14 protein-coding genes are annotated in these 19,196 nt (G+C 45.7%); 7 read left to right on the top strand and 7 right to left on the bottom strand.

What is annotated here, in order from left to right:
* Positions 1-13 precede the first annotated feature (13 nt).
* The 4 genes from acnB to hrpB all read right to left on the bottom strand — a co-directional run bounded on the left by acnB (position 14) and on the right by hrpB (position 10,166).
* Positions 14-2,611, bottom strand: coding sequence for a bifunctional aconitate hydratase 2/2-methylisocitrate dehydratase (gene acnB, locus R7P67_RS08615; protein WP_005380009.1), 2,598 nt, complete (start codon positions 2,609-2,611; stop codon positions 14-16).
* Between the two features lie 268 nt (positions 2,612-2,879).
* A complete protein-coding gene (locus tag R7P67_RS08610; RefSeq protein ID WP_005380018.1) occupies positions 2,880-5,210 on the bottom strand; it encodes a patatin-like phospholipase family protein in 2,331 nt (776 codons plus the stop codon).
* 122 nt (positions 5,211-5,332) lie between these two features.
* Positions 5,333-7,705, bottom strand: coding sequence for a penicillin-binding protein 1B (mrcB, locus tag R7P67_RS08605; protein ID WP_262653543.1), 2,373 nt, complete (start codon positions 7,703-7,705; stop codon positions 5,333-5,335).
* Positions 7,698-10,166: an ATP-dependent helicase HrpB gene (gene hrpB, locus R7P67_RS08600; protein WP_318085935.1), complete on the bottom strand. Its 2,469-nt coding sequence runs from the start codon at positions 10,164-10,166 to the stop codon at positions 7,698-7,700. The genes mrcB and hrpB overlap by 8 nt, the downstream gene beginning before the upstream one ends.
* Positions 10,167-10,232: 66 nt before the next feature.
* Between hrpB and sfsA the strand changes: the two genes are divergently transcribed.
* From sfsA to panC, 7 genes are all read left to right on the top strand, one after another.
* Entirely contained in the window at positions 10,233-10,949 is a 717-nt protein-coding gene (sfsA, locus tag R7P67_RS08595) for a DNA/RNA nuclease SfsA (RefSeq protein ID WP_005380023.1), read from the top strand.
* Positions 10,950-11,085: 136 nt separating this feature from the next.
* Positions 11,086-11,532: an RNA polymerase-binding protein DksA gene (dksA, locus tag R7P67_RS08590; protein WP_005386584.1), complete on the top strand. Its 447-nt coding sequence runs from the start codon at positions 11,086-11,088 to the stop codon at positions 11,530-11,532.
* Positions 11,533-11,627: 95 nt separating this feature from the next.
* Entirely contained in the window at positions 11,628-12,491 is an 864-nt protein-coding gene (gluQRS, locus tag R7P67_RS08585) for a tRNA glutamyl-Q(34) synthetase GluQRS (RefSeq protein WP_149192419.1), read from the top strand.
* A 102-nt stretch (positions 12,492-12,593) separates the two neighbouring features.
* Positions 12,594-13,961, top strand: a complete 1,368-nt coding sequence (gene pcnB, locus R7P67_RS08580; protein WP_005386589.1) for a polynucleotide adenylyltransferase PcnB — start codon at positions 12,594-12,596, stop codon at positions 13,959-13,961.
* Positions 13,958-14,443 carry a 2-amino-4-hydroxy-6-hydroxymethyldihydropteridine diphosphokinase gene (gene folK / locus R7P67_RS08575; RefSeq protein ID WP_017635910.1) on the top strand — a complete coding sequence of 162 codons (486 nt, stop codon included), beginning with the start codon at positions 13,958-13,960 and terminating at the stop codon, positions 14,441-14,443. The genes pcnB and folK overlap by 4 nt, the downstream gene beginning before the upstream one ends.
* A 24-nt stretch (positions 14,444-14,467) precedes the next feature.
* Entirely contained in the window at positions 14,468-15,262 is a 795-nt protein-coding gene (panB, locus tag R7P67_RS08570; protein ID WP_005386592.1) for a 3-methyl-2-oxobutanoate hydroxymethyltransferase, read from the top strand.
* Positions 15,263-15,273: 11 nt separating this feature from the next.
* Positions 15,274-16,179: a pantoate--beta-alanine ligase gene (gene panC, locus R7P67_RS08565; RefSeq protein ID WP_005380005.1), complete on the top strand. Its 906-nt coding sequence runs from the start codon at positions 15,274-15,276 to the stop codon at positions 16,177-16,179.
* A gap of 53 nt (positions 16,180-16,232) precedes the next feature.
* On the opposite strand, the gene R7P67_RS08560 is transcribed toward panC, so the two are convergent.
* The 3 genes from R7P67_RS08560 to R7P67_RS08550 form a co-directional block, all read right to left on the bottom strand.
* The gene (locus R7P67_RS08560) at positions 16,233-17,162 is read right to left on the bottom strand and encodes a Kdo(2)-lipid IV(A) acyltransferase (RefSeq protein WP_151515104.1); all 930 of its coding nucleotides are present in this window, start codon (positions 17,160-17,162) and stop codon (positions 16,233-16,235) included.
* 127 nt (positions 17,163-17,289) lie between these two features.
* Positions 17,290-18,060, bottom strand: a complete 771-nt coding sequence (locus tag R7P67_RS08555) for an ABC transporter permease (RefSeq protein ID WP_005386598.1) — start codon at positions 18,058-18,060, stop codon at positions 17,290-17,292.
* Positions 18,061-18,978, bottom strand: coding sequence for an ABC transporter ATP-binding protein (locus R7P67_RS08550; RefSeq protein WP_025768187.1), 918 nt, complete (start codon positions 18,976-18,978; stop codon positions 18,061-18,063). It abuts the gene before it with no gap.
* Positions 18,979-19,196 lie beyond the last annotated feature (218 nt).

Below are 19,196 nucleotides of genomic sequence, written 5' to 3'. Positions count from 1 at the left end.
TGTGCATTTCTGATTATGCCGGTTCTTGGAAGATCACTTCGTCCGCTTTCTTGGTGTATTGATCCATTTTATGGAAGTTCAAGTAGCGGTACGTATCCGTTGCCGTAGCGTCGATTTGCTTCGCGTATTCTAGGTATTCTTCTTTGGTTGGAATCTTACCTAGGATTGCACCTACTGCAGCTAGCTCAGCTGACGATAGGTAAACATTCGCACCAGTACCCAGACGGTTCGGGAAGTTACGCGTTGAAGTCGACATTACTGTTGATTTATCTGCAACACGCGCTTGGTTACCCATACAAAGTGAACACCCTGGCGTTTCAATACGAACCCCTGCACGTCCGAAGATACCGTAGTAGCCTTCTTCAATCAGTTGGTCTTTATCCATCTTTGTTGGTGGCGCTACCCAAAGGCGCGTCGCTAACTGGCCATTGAACTTATCAAGCAATTTACCTGCTGCGCGGAAGTGACCGATGTTCGTCATACAAGAACCGATGAACACTTCATCAATCGCTGTGCCTTGTACTTCAGACAACAAACGAGCGTCATCTGGGTCATTCGGTGCACATAGTACTGGCTCATTGATTTCAGCCATATCGATTTCAATCACATGTGCGTATTCAGCGTCTTTATCTGCTTGCATCAGCTCAGGGTTTGCTAGCCACTCTTGCATTGCAGTAATACGGCGCTCGATAGTACGGCGATCACCGTAGCCTTCAGAGATCATCCACTTCAGCATCACGATGTTAGAGTTTAAGTACTCTTCGATCGACTCTTGAGACAATTTCACAGTACAACCTGCCGCCGAACGCTCTGCAGATGCATCAGAAAGCTCAAATGCTTGCTCAACCGTTAGCGTTTCTAAGCCTTCAATCTCAAGGATACGGCCAGAAAATTCGTTGATCTTGCCCGCTTTTTCTACCGTTAGTAGACCTTGCTGAATCGCGTAGTAAGGGATGGCATGAACAAGATCACGCAGTGTAATACCCGGTTGCATCTCACCTTTAAAACGAACCAAGATTGACTCTGGCATGTCTAGCGGCATAACGCCTGTCGCAGCTGCAAAGGCAACCAAGCCCGAGCCAGCTGGGAATGAAATACCCAGAGGGAAACGAGTATGTGAGTCACCACCCGTACCGACAGTATCCGGTAGTAGCATACGGTTCAGCCATGAGTGGATAATACCGTCACCAGGACGAAGAGATACACCACCGCGGTTCATAATAAAGTCCGGAAGTGTATGGTGAGTGTTAACGTCTACTGGTTTTGGATAAGCCGATGTGTGACAGAAAGACTGCATGACAAGATCAGCAGAGAAGCCGAGACACGCCAAGTCTTTAAGTTCATCACGAGTCATAGGGCCAGTAGTATCTTGCGAGCCTACTGTCGTCATCTTCGGCTCACAGTAGGTTCCAGGACGGATGCCTTCTACGCCACATGCTTTACCAACCATTTTCTGTGCAAGCGTGTAACCCTTGCCAGAATCTGCGATTTCACCAGGTTTACGGAATACATCCGAAGGCTCAAGACCTAGCGATTGACGCGCTTTGTCTGTCAAACCACGACCGATGATCAATGGGATACGACCACCAGCACGAACTTCATCAATCAGTACTTCTGTTTTTAGCGAGAACTCAGCTAGAACCTCACCAGTTTCGTGGTTGCAAACTTTACCTTCATATGGGTAAACATCGATAACATCGCCCATGTTGAGCTTAGTTACGTCAACTTCGATTGGTAGTGCGCCAGCATCTTCCATTGTGTTAAAGAAGATAGGGGCAATTTTGCCACCAAGCACATACCCACCAGCTCGTTTGTTTGGAACGTAAGGGATATCATCACCCATAAACCAAAGCACTGAGTTTGTTGCCGATTTACGTGAAGAGCCAGTACCAACAACATCACCAACGTAAACCAATTGATGACCTTTGTCTTTTAACTCTTCAATTTGCTTGATCGGGCCAATAGTACCCGGTTGATCAGGGTTTATTCCTTCACGCTCGTTTTTAAGCATCGCCAGTGCGTGTACTGGGATATCAGGGCGAGACCAAGCGTCAGGTGCAGGTGAAAGGTCATCCGTGTTCGTTTCACCTGTTACTTTAAATACGGTTAGAGTGACTTTTTCTTCAAGCTTAGGCTTAGAAAGGAACCACTCAGCATCAGCCCATGATTGAAGTACTTTCTGTGCATGCGCATTGCCTGCTTTTGCTTTCTCTTCGACGTCATAGAAAGCATCAAACATCAGCAGCGTATGAGACAGCGCTTTTACTGCGATCTCTGCCAGTGCTTCATCATCCAATAGCTCAACTAGCGGTTCGATGTTGTAACCACCTTGCATAGTGCCTAGCAGTTCAGCCGCTTTTTCACGACTCACTAATGGTGATTTAACTTCACCTTTTGCTACTGCTGTTAGGAAACCCGCTTTTACATAAGCAGCTTCATCAACACCTGGAGGGATACGGTTTTCAAGTAGGTCAAGAATGACTTCTTCTTCACCTTGCGGGGGATTTTTCAGAAGTTCTACAAGTCCAGCAACTTGTTCTGCGTCTAGCGGTTTAGGAACAACTCCTTCAGCAGCACGCTCTTCGACGTGTTTACGGTAGGCTTCAAGCACGACTTTTTCCTCTCATTGCGGTTCCTCCTCTATTATTACTATTGTTAAAGTAAAGGAGTGAACATCCTTGGAAACTTGGCTCTCCATTGCCCTTGTTTTCATTCAATTATGATTGAGAAACAGCGCCGTAGAGGCCAAACTGTGGGCAAAATAATAGCAAATTTAACCTTAAATTAAAATCTTATCATTTTGACCAACATAGCAACTTACGACTAAAGTTCTGCTAATTTTGACCAAATATGCCAAGTTTTTGCTTTCTCATACCCGATTAATTAAACGATGTTCCTACGATCAAATACACAGCATCCAAATCTTGCTCGGTACGACCGTATGCCAACATTATTGGTCCTATTGGTGAGTCAACACCAAAGAAGATGGAGCCAGCATTGTAAAGCGGCGCTTCGTTTAGTTTCAGATCATTATCAGACCAAACACCGCCATATTCGACCGATGCGCCCAGGTAGACTGGAGCTTCAAACAATCCGAAATCATTATCAAACCACTTATATCGGTACACCAAACTGCTGAAAAATAAGTTCTGTCCGATCAGGCTATTTCTTGGGATTCCCGATAGGCTTAAGAAGCCGCCCAACTCTCTGGGATCAAGCGGTAAAGATGAGTTTTTACTCTCTACAAAACTATATTCAGCATGTCCGACTAAAGTATGACGCTGATGACTCACTGCACCTTTAAATCGTGCAGAGATTTCATAAACGGTATCTTCAATAATTTTGTCAGTTTCTAAAAGGCTAACGCCTTGAGGACTTTGATCATGAGACACTAAATATTCGAGATCGACTAAAAGCCCACGAGTCGGAAATGCGAAATCATCGAGTGTATCTAGGCGATAATTGGCAAACAGGCCACGACGTTCAAAATCCAATTTACCAGCAGAAGCCAAAGTAGAAAGCTCAATATCTCCGGTTGAGTAGCGAGCGCCAAATCGAAGTTCTTGCCACAATGTGGGTTGGATACCTATCGCTAACTCTGTTGTAAAATCATCGTAAGTGACCGGAAAAAAATCATTTACTGACTCTAAATCTGGTGCTTGAGGCTCTGTTAAAGGTAAGTTTCGGCTCTCACTGCCATAGGAAATACGCCCCGATACAAAAAGTTCTTGGCTAGATAAAACAGGAGAATACAACTCAGCTTCAATCAGCTTATCCGTGCCCATTTCTACGTTGAACGCCAACTCCGCGCCATGAGAGTTCAAGTTGGTAAAGTTGGTTGATATCCCTATGCCGTACTGGCTATCTGTATCGAAGTCATCTTCAAGAAAAAATCGGAAGTTGAGATAATTAGGCCCCCACGACTTCTCGTTAACATCAAAAACCAACAATGTCTCACCATCCACCTCTTCAAAGTGATAAGTGATGAGCTCGAACCGATCTAACGCGTAGAGGTTTTCAACGGCTTTCTCAATTTCGGCCGTTGAAATACGACGTCCGGTTTCTAGTTCAATACGATTCGTCAACAGCACATCGCTGTAGTGCGTGTTATTAACAATCACTATGTCATCAACCACACGCTGATCGCCATAAATTAAAGTTTTACGAACTTCTTGTTTGCGATCGATGTATTTTTGATAGTCCGCATTGGACAAGCGCAACCCTTTCAGCTTGTCTTTTAACTGCTTGGTAATATCGTACCCAGCTTGAAAAGCCCAAGGCATTTTGTCGAACTCGACAGTTTCCATGGTGCCCACATTGGGACGAATATAGATATCTTGAGGTTCAAGCTCGTCCACTTGCTGTTGTGTACTACGACGAACGAGATAGTTAGAGAGTTGGTCCGCGACAGTAAACAGCCCCGTAAATTCATCTTCGGTTTTGTAGTCGGTGCTAATATCGACGGCAATAACGACATCAGCCCCCATGGCGCGAGCCACATCGACAGGCATGTTATTGACGACGCCGCCATCAACAAGCATATGGCCATTGAGCTTATAGGGAGGAAGCGCTCCTGGTACAGACATGCTAGCCATCATGGCGTCCACAAGGTAACCATTGCCCAGTACGACTTCTTCTAAGGCAAGAATATCTGTCGCAACAGAACGATAAGGAATGGCAAGATCATCAAAAGAATCGAATCGCCCTAAGTTCCCTGTAGTCTCACGCAATACTCGCAACATGTTCTGGCCTTGCACCACACCCGTTGGTGCTCGTACCTCACCGAACCTTAAGCCGAGGTCGGTATTAATTTGATAGCGGTCTTCATACTCTTTGTCACGAACTCGACGTTGGCTACGGTCAACACGATCTCGATAACCGCTGCCCCAATCGACGGTGTAGATAAAACTCTCGATTTCATCAGCACTCATCCCCGTGGCATAGAGCCCACCCACATAGGCGCCCATACTGGTACCGGTCACAATATCGACAGGGATCTGCATTTCTTCCAATGCTTTTAAAACTCCAATGTGTGCCGCCCCTTTCGCTCCGCCACCAGCGAGCACAACCGCCACCTTTGGTCGAGGTTCCAAGTCATCCGTTTTTGTTAGAGAGTTTGCGAGGGAAACAGAAGGAGTGATCATCAAAAAGGTACTAACCCAAAGCGCAAAGTTGCGAACCGATGGGCTTGATAACAGCTTTTTGAACATTCACTTCTTCCTTTATTGAATATCTGATCAAGTAGGGCGTGCTAGCAGTACTGTACTAACACGCCCTAATATGTACTAAGAATTAATCAGATAAACAAGCTAATGTTGTTGATTTGGCGATGCTACCAATCAAATATGCTATTTAACCAGTTTGATTTCTTCTCACACTGTTGCTTTATCTGACCGGTTTTATCCCAAACCGGCAGTTTGTAATCACTACGGCAGTTCATTTCTAAAGCTCCATCAGATGTAGGCTTGAACCCTAATGTGATGATTTCTCTTGGCCATGGGAGTTCTAAGCGCTCAGGAATACGCTGCTTCAAGTACTCTGCGTACACTCGTAATGCACCACTCGACCCCGTTAGATTCACGGGTTTATTATCGTCGCGGCCTAGCCAAATTGTCGTTACCTCACGACCATCAACACCGACAAACCAACTATCGCGGTTGTCATTACTAGTACCCGTTTTTCCTGCCAATGCAGCCCAACCAAACTGGCTTTGTAAGAAGCGGCCAGTGCCTTGAGCAACCCCTTGTTTCATCGCGTAGGTCGTTAGCCATGCTGCTTGTTCATCCACGGCTCTTGATGAACGAGGCAAGGATTGATACAGCACATTACCTTCCATATCCATGACTGAGCGCAGAGCGGTCAGTTTTGCACGCTTACCTGAATTCGTCAGAGTCTGATACATCTGTGCAACTTCGAATGGCGTCAAAGAAAACGAACCCAAAAACATCGAAGGCACTGGGCGAATTTCGTCTTTGTTCACGCCCAAACGCTCTAAAGTATTGGAGACTTCAGGAATGCCAAGTGCCATACCTAAGCGCACGGTTGGAACGTTGAGTGATTTCGCTAAAGCAATGTAAAGTGGTACATCACCACGATATTTTCTATCGTAGTTGCGCGGCGTCCACACGTTACCTTTACTGCTCTTCAGACTTAACGGCGTGTCGTGTAGCGTCGTGCCTAGGTTGTATTTATCCGGTTGTTCTAGAGCCGTTAAGTAAATCGCTGGTTTCACTAAAGAACCAATCGGACGACTGGCATTGAGCGCGCGGTTAAAGCCTTCATAACCGACACGTTTACCACCTACCATCGCACGGATTTCACCACTATGGCGATCAACGGCCACAGCAGCGGCTTCTAACTCTTTACCACCCCGTTTAGCTAGTTCTGGGATCTTTTTCGCGATAGCTTGTTCCATTTTGCTTTGCGATACTGGGTCCAGAGACGTAAATACGCGCAGTCCGGTCTCTGCTTTAAATCGCTCCCCAACTTTTTCTTTTAATTCAATACTCAATTGTTGGAAATAAGCTGGCTGACGGCTCGCGATACGTGGCTTGCTTTGCGTATCGAGTGGACGACTTACAGCTTGTTCATACTGCTCTGAAGTCAACATGTTTTGCTGCATTAACAGGCGCAGAACGAGATCACGACGCTCTTTCGTTCTCTCAGGGTAACGAATTGGGTTGTAGTAAGACGGTCCTTTTACCATCCCAACTAACATCGCCAGTTGATCGATTCGCAACTCCTGAATTGGCTGCCCAAAATAGTAACGCGACGCCAAGCCAAACCCGTGGATCGCTTCACCTCCACTTTGACCTAGGTACACTTCGTTTAGGTAGGCTTCTAAGATACGATCTTTGCTATAACGGTAATCCAAAATTAGCGCGATATACGCTTCTCGAACTTTACGCCACAGTGTTTTATCACGAGTCAAAAACAGGTTTTTTGCCAATTGCTGAGTCAGCGTACTACCACCTTGAACAGTACGACCCGCCTTAATGTTCGCAACCAATGCACGTGCAATCGCGAGCGGTGACACCCCGTCATGTTGATAAAAATCCCGGTCTTCGGTCGCAAGCAGTGCATCCACCAAAATTTCAGGGAACTGATCACGACGTAAGAAAAGGCGCTGTTCATCACGGTCTTTCTCCAGCATGCCCAACATCTTCGGTTCTAGGCGCAAGTAACCAAGGTCTCCTCGAGATTCTAAAGACTGAATACGTTGCAAGCCGGAATCAGAGAAATGCAGCATAATGTGACGATCCGGCTCGGGACCATCGGCAAACTCGAATGGACGGCGAATCAATTCAATCCGAGTGGAAGAAGAGGAATATTCGCCTGGGTAACGAGGTTGACTCACTTTACGGTAATTCAACACATCTAGCTCGTTGCGCAGTTCTTGGATGGTGATATTCTCACCAGGGCTTAGATTCAAGATACGGGCATAAACTACCGTTGGCAGCTCAAACAGCTGGCCTTCAAAGCGTTCTTTCACCACACTATCTAAGTAAATCCCAACAAACAGCAAAACAGCGGCAAGTGCAACGCCAGCTTTCCAGCTAAACGACCACAGAACTTTCAACCACGAACGTTTCTCGTTAGTCGGTTTTTTACTCGGCGTACGTCGAGTCTGTTTTGCGGTTCCTTTATTGGTTGTACTTTTCTTCGCTGGCGCTTTTTTCGCGCTAGGCTTCTTGCTGTCAGTCATTATTCAATTGTCTTTTTGTTTTCGTTGTTGCTACATGATTGGCAGGATCATCTGGCCAAACGTGTTTTGGGTAGCGCCCTTTCATCTCTTTTTGAACGTCTTTGTAGCTTCCGTTCCAGAAAGCCGCCAAGTCCGACGTTACTTGCAATGGACGTTGTGCCGGTGAAAGCAGTTCAAGCACCAAACGCTTGCGGCCAAGAGCCACCGTTGGGGAACCACTCTCCCCAAATACTTCTTGCATACGCACCGATAATATCGGCTCATGGCCATATTGGTAACGGATACGCTTCTTTGAACCTGTGGGCAGTTGGTAATGCTCAGGTAACCATTCATCCAGTTGTTGATTGAGTGGCCAACCTAATCGAGCATTAAGTGCTTCGACCAAGTTTATCTTGCTCAGGTCTTTAACCGAACTGACAGACGTCATGTATGGTTCTAACCACTCCTCTAATGAATCCAGCAAACTGGCTTCATCAAACATTGGCCATGACTGCTCAGGTAACCATTCCACCGCACAACGAATCCGAGCCAACAAGCTCTCCGCTGCCGGTGTCCAGTTTAGACTCTGTAAGCCCTGGCGGCGGACATACGTGAGTAAAGCTTGTGTCATTTTTTCTTTGCCCGGGCTTGGCAACGGCTCGCGTTCAACGACCAGCAGACCGAGTTTTGTTTGTCGCTCAGCTATTAGACGGCCTCTTTTTTCATCCCAGTCCACTACTTCTTCAGACGAAAATAGCGTATCAAAGGTCGTTCGCAATATATTGACATCCAATTCACATGCCGAATGAATTTGACTTGAATTAGAATGAGAACGCATTAAGTCAACGGCAACCAAATACTCACAGCCACCTAGCATGTCTTCCTGACGACATTCTGCACCATGACCATTAGCCAAAGTAAATCGCCCAAATTGATTTGTGCGCTGCTGTGCAATGCGATCTGGAAATGCCAAACTTAACACCAGCGGTAATGCATCTTCATCCACGCCTTTCAGGTCAAATACCGTATCCAATTTGTACGCCAGAGATTGAGCACGCTTGAACAACATCGACTTTTTTGGATGAGTACCAACAAGCCAACGATGCAAGCTATAAGCGATATTGGTAACATTTCTCTCTGGCTCTTCAATCAGTGCGACCGCCGCCAAAGCAGCATTTAACATCTTATCACTGTAAGATTGCGCTTTAATTAGCATCGCAGCCGCACGAGGCTCAACGCCTAGTTCATGCGCCTGTTTTCCTTCGGACGTTAATTGCCCTTTTTCCGTCAGTAGTCCCAATGACACCAATAGCTGCTTCGCTTGTTCCAATGACGCATTAGCGGGAACATCAAGCCACTTTAGATCGTGGATATCACTCGCTCCCCAAAAGGCAAGCTCCATAACTGAACTAGCTAAATCGGAATGCAAAATTTCGGGTTGGGGAACCAGCGGTTGCTGCTTGAACTGGTTTTCAGAATAAAGACGAACACAAATGCCCTCTTCTATTCGTCCCGCTCGTCCTGTACGCTGAATCGCTGAAGACTGTGCAATGCGTGTTTGCTCTAAGCGTGTTAAACCGTTTTTCAAATCAAAGCGGGCAATACGCTCTAACCCAGAATCAACGACGAGGCGAATGCCTTCAATCGTTAGTGAAGTTTCTGCAATGTTGGTCGCTAGAACGACTTTACGCTTACCTTGTTCTGCTGGCGTAATCGCTTTTTGTTGATCTGCAAAGCTCAGTTGACCATAAAGTGGGCATACGTCGATATCATCCGCTAAATGAGACAACCGCTCTTCAACTTGTTTTATGGCACCAACACCCGGTAGGAAAGCTAACAAAGATCCAGACTCTTTGTTCATAAGACTTTCTATTGTTTTTGCCATACTCGTAGGTAAATGCTCGTTCACACCTAACGGCTGGTAGCGCATTGCCACATCAAAGCTGCGCCCTTCAGATTCAATGTAACTGGCTTCCGGCAACAACGATTGTAATGCTTGTTGGTCAAGCGTTGCCGACATTACCACCAGCTTGAGATCGTCTCGCAATGCCTCTTGAACTTCTAAACTGAATGCCAAAGCGGTATCGGCATGAATGCTGCGTTCATGAAACTCATCAAAGATCAGTAGATCAACCCCATCCAGTTCAGGGTCAGTTTGGATCATCCTGGTCATGATCCCTTCGGTCACGATCTCCAGCTGCGTTGCAGAACTTACCTTTGCCTCGCCACGAACTCGATAACCCACGCGTTGACCAACTTGTTCTCCCAATTGCTCAGCAAGATAACGGGCAATGTTACGCGCCGCGAGTCGTCTTGGCTCAAGCATGATGATTTTTCCAGCAACCGAATGATTTAAGAGTAACTGCAAAGGGAAGTAAGTCGACTTACCGGCACCAGGCGCCGCTTTTACGATCACTTGATGTTGATTTTTGACCGCCGTCAGCAACTCAGGCATCACGGCTTCAATCGGCAATTGTGACAAAGGAAATACCTTATGGTGTAATGATGGCAACATTGTACATAAAAAATTTTTTGTCTAAATAAGCAAATGCATTTCACACCCGCTTTAGAGTCCGCCACTCTACTCAAACGCTATAAACGCTTTCTTGCCGATATCGAGCTCGATACTGGTGAAATCCGTACAATCCACTGCGCAAATACAGGTGCAATGACGGGTTGTGCAACACCCGGAAACAAAGTTTGGTTTTCTACTTCCGACAACCCGAAACGAAAATACCCCAATAGTTGGGAGTTGAGTGAGACCGAACAAGGCCACCGTATTTGCATCAACACCGCGCGTGCCAATCAATTAGCCGTAGAGGCTATTGAAAATAATGTCATTTCAGAGCTTTATGGTTATGACACACTTCAAACTGAGGTGAAATACGGTAATGAAAATAGCCGAATTGATATCTTGCTCAGCGCAGACGACAAGCCAAAGTGCTATATAGAAGTGAAAAGCGTCACTCTTCTTGATGAGACCGACTCTACTGGACAAGGATACTTCCCAGATGCGGTCACGACTCGGGGACAAAAACACCTGAGAGAGCTCACAGAAATGGCACAAAATGGAAGTAGGGCCATACTTTTATTCACTGTTTTACATTCAGGTATTGAAAAAGTATCCGCGGCGCACCATATAGACGCGAAATATTCACTATTACTCAAACAAGCACAAGACGCTGGAGTGGAAGTTCTCTGCTACAAAGCTGAACTGAGCGATACTGGAATGAAGCTGATTTCCGCTATTGATTTTATCAATTAAGAGAAAAAATGATGTCGTCTTCACATTGACGATAACTTTGCGATTCAGTATTTGCTTGCACCGCCTCTTTTTGCTATAGATACCCGCCTTAAATTGACTGCGTAGCAGTTGACTAGGTGTAAGTAGGAGATGCTGTATGCCAGAATCAAAGAAGAAAACGATAGGCATCCTAGCCATTGCCGGCGTGGAGCCATATCAGGAAAAACCTGGTGAAGAGTACATGTCACCAGAGCAGGTTGAACACTTTACGAAAATCTTAACAGCTTGGCGCGACCAGCTAAGAGCTGAAGTGGATCGTACTGTTCACCACATGCAGGACGAAGCAGCAAACTTCCCAGATCCAGTTGACCGCGCCTCTCAAGAGGAGGAGTTCAGCCTAGAACTGCGTAACCGTGACCGCGAACGCCGTTTGATCAAGAAGATTGAAAAGACTTTGGATAAAATCAAAGAAGACGATTTTGGCTTCTGTGAGTCTTGTGGCGTAGAGATTGGCGTTCGCCGTCTTGAAGCACGTCCAACCGCTGACCTTTGTATTGACTGTAAAACACTTGCAGAAATCAAAGAGAAGCAAATGCAAGGTTAATCACCCAGCATTATGATTGTTGAAGGGAGCTCAGGCTCCCTTTTTGTTTTGGCTATCTTCGCACCCTATTTGTTTACTAAATTCGAGATACACGCATGACACGCTATGTAGGTCGATTCGCCCCATCTCCTTCTGGTCCACTGCATTTTGGTTCACTGATTGCCGCTCTTGGCAGTTATTTTCAAGCGAAAGCACAAAACGGAGCTTGGTTAGTACGTATTGAGGACTTAGACCCACCAAGAGAAATGCCAGGTGCAGCGCAACTTATCCTAGAGGCACTCAAGGCCTATCAGCTGCATTGGGATGGAGAAGTGGTATACCAGAGCGAACGTCACGACCTTTACCAAGCTCAAATAAACAAATGGCTCGAAAATGGAGAAGCCTATTATTGCCAATGTACTCGTAAGCAAATTAAAGAGCATGGCGGTTTTTATCCTGGCACTTGCCGCGATAAAAACTTGAAAGAAGGCGCGATTCGCCTAAAAATGACCAAGTCTGTCGCTCATTTCCTCGACCAAAAGCGGGGAACCATTACTATTCCAGAGCAACTCGTTAATGAAGATTTCATTATTAAACGTCGAGATGGATTATTTGCTTATAATCTTGCGGTAGTATTGGACGACATCGACCAAGGCGTCACAGAAGTCGTGCGAGGTGCAGACTTAATCGAGCCGACAGGGCGTCAAATTAGCCTGTACCAAATACTTGGTCAGCCTGAAGTTAGCTACTTGCATTTACCATTGGCGATGGACAACAACGGCAATAAATTGTCGAAACAAAATCACGCGACGGCTATTGATATAGATACACCAAAACCTACTCTATTGCGCGCCATGACATTTTTAGGTTTCGAGATACCTGAAACCGTAAGGGCGGCCAACATAGAAGATATTCTTCGTTGGGGCTGCGAAAACTGGCGGTTGGAACAGCTTCCAGCAGAGATCGAGATCACACCGTGATTCTCAAATGGCATTGTGTAGGCTATCATTAGCCGCAAATTAGGCCCTAGAGGCGTATAAAACTAACCAAAGCAAGATTGGATTAAACCCAGTTATTGCCAGATGCACATGAATACAAACGACTATACACCAAGCGAACCTGCCACAATTCCAGAGCTCGCTCTCAATGTAATAACTCGTGAAGAGCACAACATTTCGCGTAAGCAGATCAGTGATAATGCGCTGAAGGTACTGTACCGCCTAAATGGTGCTGGTTTCGATGCTTTTCTTGTGGGTGGCGGGGTTCGAGACTTACTGCTTGGACAAAAACCAAAAGATTTTGACATTGCGACCAACGCAACGCCGGAACAGATCAAACAGCTATTTCGTAACTGCCGTTTGATTGGTCGCCGCTTCCGCTTGGCTCATATTATGTTTGGCCGAGACATCATTGAGGTTGCGACATTCCGTGGTCACCACCAAGAGCAAAAGAATAAGAGCATTTCTCAGCAATCAAAAGAGGGTATGCTGCTGCGTGACAACGTCTACGGCACCATCGATGAAGATGCTGAGCGCCGTGATTTCACGATTAACTCGATGTACTACAACATCGCAGATTACTCGATTCACGACTACGCACGTGGTATTGAAGATTTAGAAGATCGCCTAATTCGACTTATTGGTGATCCAGAAACACGCTACCGTGAAGACCCTGTGCGCATGCTGCGTGCGGTTCGTTTCGCGGTAAAACTAGACTTTGATATTGAAGAAGACACCGCAGCGCCAATCGAACACATGGCACCGTTGCTCGGTGACATTCCGTCAGCGCGTCTTTTTGAAGAGTCACTCAAATTATTGCAATCCGGTCATGGCTTAGAAACCTACCACCTACTGCGTGAGTACAACCTATTCCAGCAACTATTCCCGACGATTGCAGCGCACTTTACAGAAGATTACTCCTCTCACACTGAGCAGATGTTGGATCTTGTCCTAGATTCTACCGACATGCGCATCGAAGATGGGAAACGCATCAATCCAGCATTTATGTTTGCTGCAATGCTGTGGTACCCACTGTGTGCGAAAGCCGATGAACTGATGGAAGAGCGCAACTTAGGCCATTACGACGCCATTATGGAAGCGAGCAACATCATTCTTGACGAGCAAGTTCGCACAATTGCCATTCCAAGACGCCACACCGCAACCATTCGCGAGATTTGGCAGTTACAGCTTCGTCTTCCACGACGTAACGGTAAACGTGCATTCCGTCTTATGGAGCTCAATAAATTTAGAGCTGGCTTTGATTTTCTTGAAATGCGCGGTGAAATTGAAGGTGGTGACACTCAGAAGCTTGCCAAGTGGTGGGAAACTTTTCAAAATGCAGGCCGAGAAATGCGTCAAGCAATGGCTGCCGACTTAGACGGTCAATCACCGAAAACAGGCCAGCGCCGCCGTAAAACTTATCGCAAGAAAAAGAGTAAGCCCAAATCATGATTACAGCGTACATTGCGGTAGGCAGTAACTTGGCTGATCCTGTCAGCCAAGCGAAGCAAGCGATTGAAGCATTAAAAACGCTGCCTAAATCAGAGTTTGTTCAAGCTTCTTCGCTATACAGCAGCACGCCAATGGGGCCACAAAACCAACCGGATTACATCAATGCGGTTGTGTCTATTAACACCAGTTTGACGCCTATTGAATTGCTCAATTGCACACAAGCTATAGAGCAAGAACAAGGGCGTGTCCGTAAAGACGAACGCTGGGGACCAAGAACCTTGGACCTCGACATTGTGCTTTATGGCAATGAGGTGATTAATTCCGAGAGGCTGATCGTTCCTCATTATGGAATGAAAGAGCGTGAATTCGTACTCTACCCTCTTGCGGAAATTGCACCAAGTTTACAACTCCCTGATGGGACCGAGGTCTCTGAACTACTGGAACAAGTAGATAGAAACGGCCTCAGTATCTGGCAGTCATAGCCAACTCCTAGTAAGGATAAAACCATGAAAAAAATGACCATCAACGACCTAATCAAGTGGAAGCAAGAAGGTCGTAAATTTGCTACTTCAACCGCTTATGATGCGAGCTTTGCCCAACTGTTTGAAAGCCAAGAAATGCCAGTACTTCTTGTTGGTGATTCTCTAGGTATGGTTTTGCAAGGTCACAACGATACTCTGCCAGTAACGGTCGATGATATCGCTTACCATACTCGTTGCGTACGCGCTGGTAGCCCAAATTGTTTGTTGATGGCAGACATGCCATTCATGAGCTACACCACCCCAGAGCAAGCTTGCGAAAATGCGGCTAAACTGATGCGTGCTGGTGCCAATATGGTAAAAATTGAAGGTGGTGACTGGCTTGTCGACACGGTGAAAATGCTCACTGAACGATCAGTTCCAGTTTGTGCTCATCTTGGTTTAACTCCTCAAGCTGTTAATATTTTTGGTGGTTACAAAATCCAAGGTCGCGATCAAGAAAAAGCAGACCGCATGGTAAAAGACGCATTAGCACTGCAAGAAGCAGGCGCTCAAATCGTCTTACTAGAATGCGTACCAGCTGAGCTTGCTGAACGTATTACGCAAGTGCTTGACGTTCCTGTTATCGGTATTGGTGCAGGTAACGTAACAGATGGTCAAATTCTCGTAATGCATGATATGTTTGGTATTTCTGCCAACTACATGCCGAAATTCTCCAAAAACTTTCTTGCTGAAACAGGTGATATGCGCAAAGCCGTTACTAAATACATTGAAGATGTAGCCAACGGTGTATTCCCAGACGACGCTCATACCATTGCCTAGAGGATAAATGCATGCAAACTTTTGCGGAAATCTCAGCAGTTCGTGAACACCTTAAAACCTTTAAACGTGAAGGTCGTAAAGTGGCGTTTGTCCCTACCATGGGCAACCTTCACGAAGGCCACTTAACTTTAGTGCGTAAAGCACGCGAATACGCTGATATCGTTGTCGTAAGCATCTTTGTTAATCCGATGCAGTTTGATCGTGCAGACGATTTAAATAATTACCCACGCACGCTAGAGGAAGACTTAAGCAAGTTAACCTCTGAAGGGGTCGATGTGGTATTTACGCCAACACCAGAAGTTATCTACCCTGAAGGTCTGGATAAGCAAACCTTCGTCGATGTCCCTGGCCTATCAACAATTCTCGAAGGCGCGTCTCGACCAGGTCATTTCCGTGGCGTGACGACGATTGTGAATAAGCTGTTTAACATCGTACAACCGGATGTCGCGTGCTTCGGCGAGAAGGACTTCCAACAACTTGCTGTTATCCGCAAGATGGTTGATGACCTAGCAATGGACATTGAAATCATCGGTGTACCAACCGTACGTGAAATGGACGGTTTAGCAATGAGTTCACGCAATGGCTTGCTTACGCTGGACGAGCGTCAACGTGCGCCTGTACTTGCTCGTACAATGCGTTGGATCAGTAGTGCCATTCGCGGTGGCCGCGATGACTACGCATCGATCATCGAAGATGCAAGCGACCAACTTCGAGCTGCAGGTCTGCACCCTGATGAGATCTTCATTCGTGATGCTCGTACATTACAAGTGATCACACCAGAAACGACACAAGCTGTCATTCTGATGTCTGCGTTCCTAGGCAAAGCTCGTCTTATCGATAACCAAACGGTAGATATGGTTGTCGAAGCGAAGGAAGAAGCTGAATCTAACAATACAAACTCAGAGAGCGCAGAGTAAGCTCTGAGTCATAAAAGTAAAAAGGTCGACTCTTAGTCGACCTTTTTTATACTCTACGTATAGACGCAATCTAACCCTTCAGGGCGAGTTTTAAACCGCTTGTGCAGCCACATCCAAGCTGGAATATCACGTTTTATCATTTTCTCAAGCTCTTGGTTCAAGATGCTTGCCGCTTTAACCGCATTACGTCTCTCGAAACGCTCGCTAATGTCTTTTCCAATGTACAGCGTGTAATGGTGATTTTTACTCACTGTAACGCCAGATATAACCGCGCACTTTGTTGCATCAATGAGAACACTAGACCCGACGGTACTCGCCGCTTGTTCAACAGCAAAAAACGGCGCAAAAACAGAATGGTTAACGCCATAATCATGGTCGGGCAAATACCAAAGTCGATGACCACTCTTCAGAACTTTGATCATTGATTTCACGTCTTTTCGATCAATCATTTGATGTCCAAAACGAGTTCGACCTCGATGTTGAATAAACTCATAAGCAGGATTCGAATTTGGGCGATAAACGCCATAACCTTGGGCAAACCGGCTAAAAATACGAGCGGTTATCTCCAAGTTTAAATGGTGACTGCACACCACCAACACACCACGTCCATTCTTTTCCTCAGCGAGTAAACGATCTTTTCCAACAATAGAGGTTATCCGACGTATCCGCCAATCTGGCCAAAACCAGGCGATACCGGTTTCGATGATCGCCATTCCAGTATATTGAAAGTTTTTTCGTACTACGTCCTTACATTGCCAATCCGTAAAATCAGGGAAACACAGCTGGAGATTACGCAGAGCGATCTTGTGTCGGCGCTTCATTACATGCATCGCAATACAGCCGATGCTTCTACCTAAGATTCGTAATACTACGTATGGCAGTACATTAACAAGAATCGCTAAAGATCCAAATGCCAGCCATACAGACCAATATTTGGGCTTAAGTAATTGATAGGAGAAAGGCGGCGGCGGGACAATATTCATAGGATCACTCATTTATTACAAATGATTGAAACCTACCATGATAAAAACCGAAAAATTGTATGGGTATGTATTGTTATGCACGCGAAAGAGCAGCATGAGTCGCTGCTCTTTGCTTTATGAGAATGGCTTAGCTTCTTAGGCCAATCCCTTTGGTTACTAGGTAATGCGCAATGGCATACAGTGCAACAACAAACACTGCAAGTACACTAAATGAAGTGACAATGCCCACATCCGAGACACCTAAAAAGCCGTAGCGGAACGCATTCACCATGTAGACGATTGGGTTGATCTTAGAAACGCCTTGCCAAAATTCAGGCAGAAGACTAATCGAATAAAAGACACCTCCCAAGTAAGTTAGAGGAGTCAATACAAACGTAGGGATGATCGAAATATCATCAAATGTTTTTGCGTAAACCGCATTGATCAAGCCACCGAGAGCAAATACCACCGACGTCATGAAGACAGTCGCGACAATAATGCCCCAGTGCTCCACTTGCAAATCAACGAACAAAAGTGACACACAAGTAACAATTGCACCGACCAACAAACCTCGAGTCACGCCGCCCATCACATAGCCAGCAATAATCACATAGTTTGGTACCGGTGCCACCAGCAGTTCTTCAATATTCTTCTGTAGCTTTGCACTAAAGAATGACGACGCCACGTTCGAGTATGAGTTAGTGATCACCGACATCATGATCAAACCTGGAACAATGTACTCCATGTAACTAAAGCCGCTCATCTCACCAATTCGAGAGCCAATAAGATTGCCGAAAATGATGAAGTACAACGTCATCGTAATGGCTGGCGGCACTAAGGTTTGCACCCAAATACGTGTAAAACGAGTGACTTCTTTGCTCAGCAAGCTGCGAAATGCCGTCCAATATAAACCGTACATTTAATTACTCCCCTCTCTTACAATGCTGACAAACAACTCTTCAAGTCGGTTGGCTTTGTTACGCATTGAGAGAACTTTAATGCCATGCTCTGTTAACTGACTGAATACCGAATTCAATCCTTGGCTCTTATCTAGTTCTATCTCTAAAGAGCCATCAACAATACTTTGTCGATTAACACCTTCAAGCTCAGGCACCTCGACTTCTGACTCAACATCCAAGATAAATGTTTCGACGCGTAGCTTACCTAGTAACGTCTTCATGGTGGTATTTTCGATCAGCTCACCACGATTAATAATGCCGATATTTCGACACAGCATCTCCGCTTCTTCTAGGTAGTGTGTCGTTAAAATAATCGTAATTCCTTGCTCTTGGTTGATCTCTTTCAGAAACCCCCACATTGAGCGGCGTAGTTCAATATCCACTCCAGCCGTTGGTTCATCTAAAATGAGTAACTGCGGCTCGTGCATCAAAGCTCTTGCGATCATTAAACGACGCTTCATCCCACCGGATAGGTTACGAGCACGCTCTTGGCGTTTTTCCCATAAATCCAATTTTTTCAGGTATTTTTCTGCTCTTTCTTTGGCTAATACTTTAGACACACCGTAATAGCCAGCTTGCTGCATCACAATTTGCTCAACGGTTTCAAACTGGTTGAAGTTGAACTCTTGTGGCACCAAGCCTAAATTCTGCTTGGCCAATTCGAGGTCGGTATCAATGTCATAACCGAAAACTTTCGTCGTTCCGGAGGTTTTATTCACTAAGGAGGAAATGATGCCAATCGTGGTCGATTTTCCTGCACCATTGGGACCCAGAAGCGCGTAGAAGTCACCCTTTTTCACTTGGAGACTTATACCTTTTAACGCCTCAAAGCCACCTGCATACGTCTTGCGCAGTTGTTCAATTTCTAATGCGTACATAAGGTCTTGATTGCCGTTTGTTTGTGATTACTAATACCGACTCATATTTAGCAGCGGTTTACTACAAAATCGCCTTGGGTATCGTACTGGAGGTCCATCAGTTTATCGTTGAATAACGATGATTACAAATAAACCTTTCGATAATGTTGGAAATATAACCCTTACCTCGTAAAGGTTATCTCTAAGTAAGACAAAATAGAGCATAAAAAACGCAACAG

This window comes from Vibrio sp. Vb0937, assembly GCF_033338855.1.
Note: the sequence above shows the minus strand (reverse complement) of the source record. Positions and strands in the feature narration are given on the sequence as shown.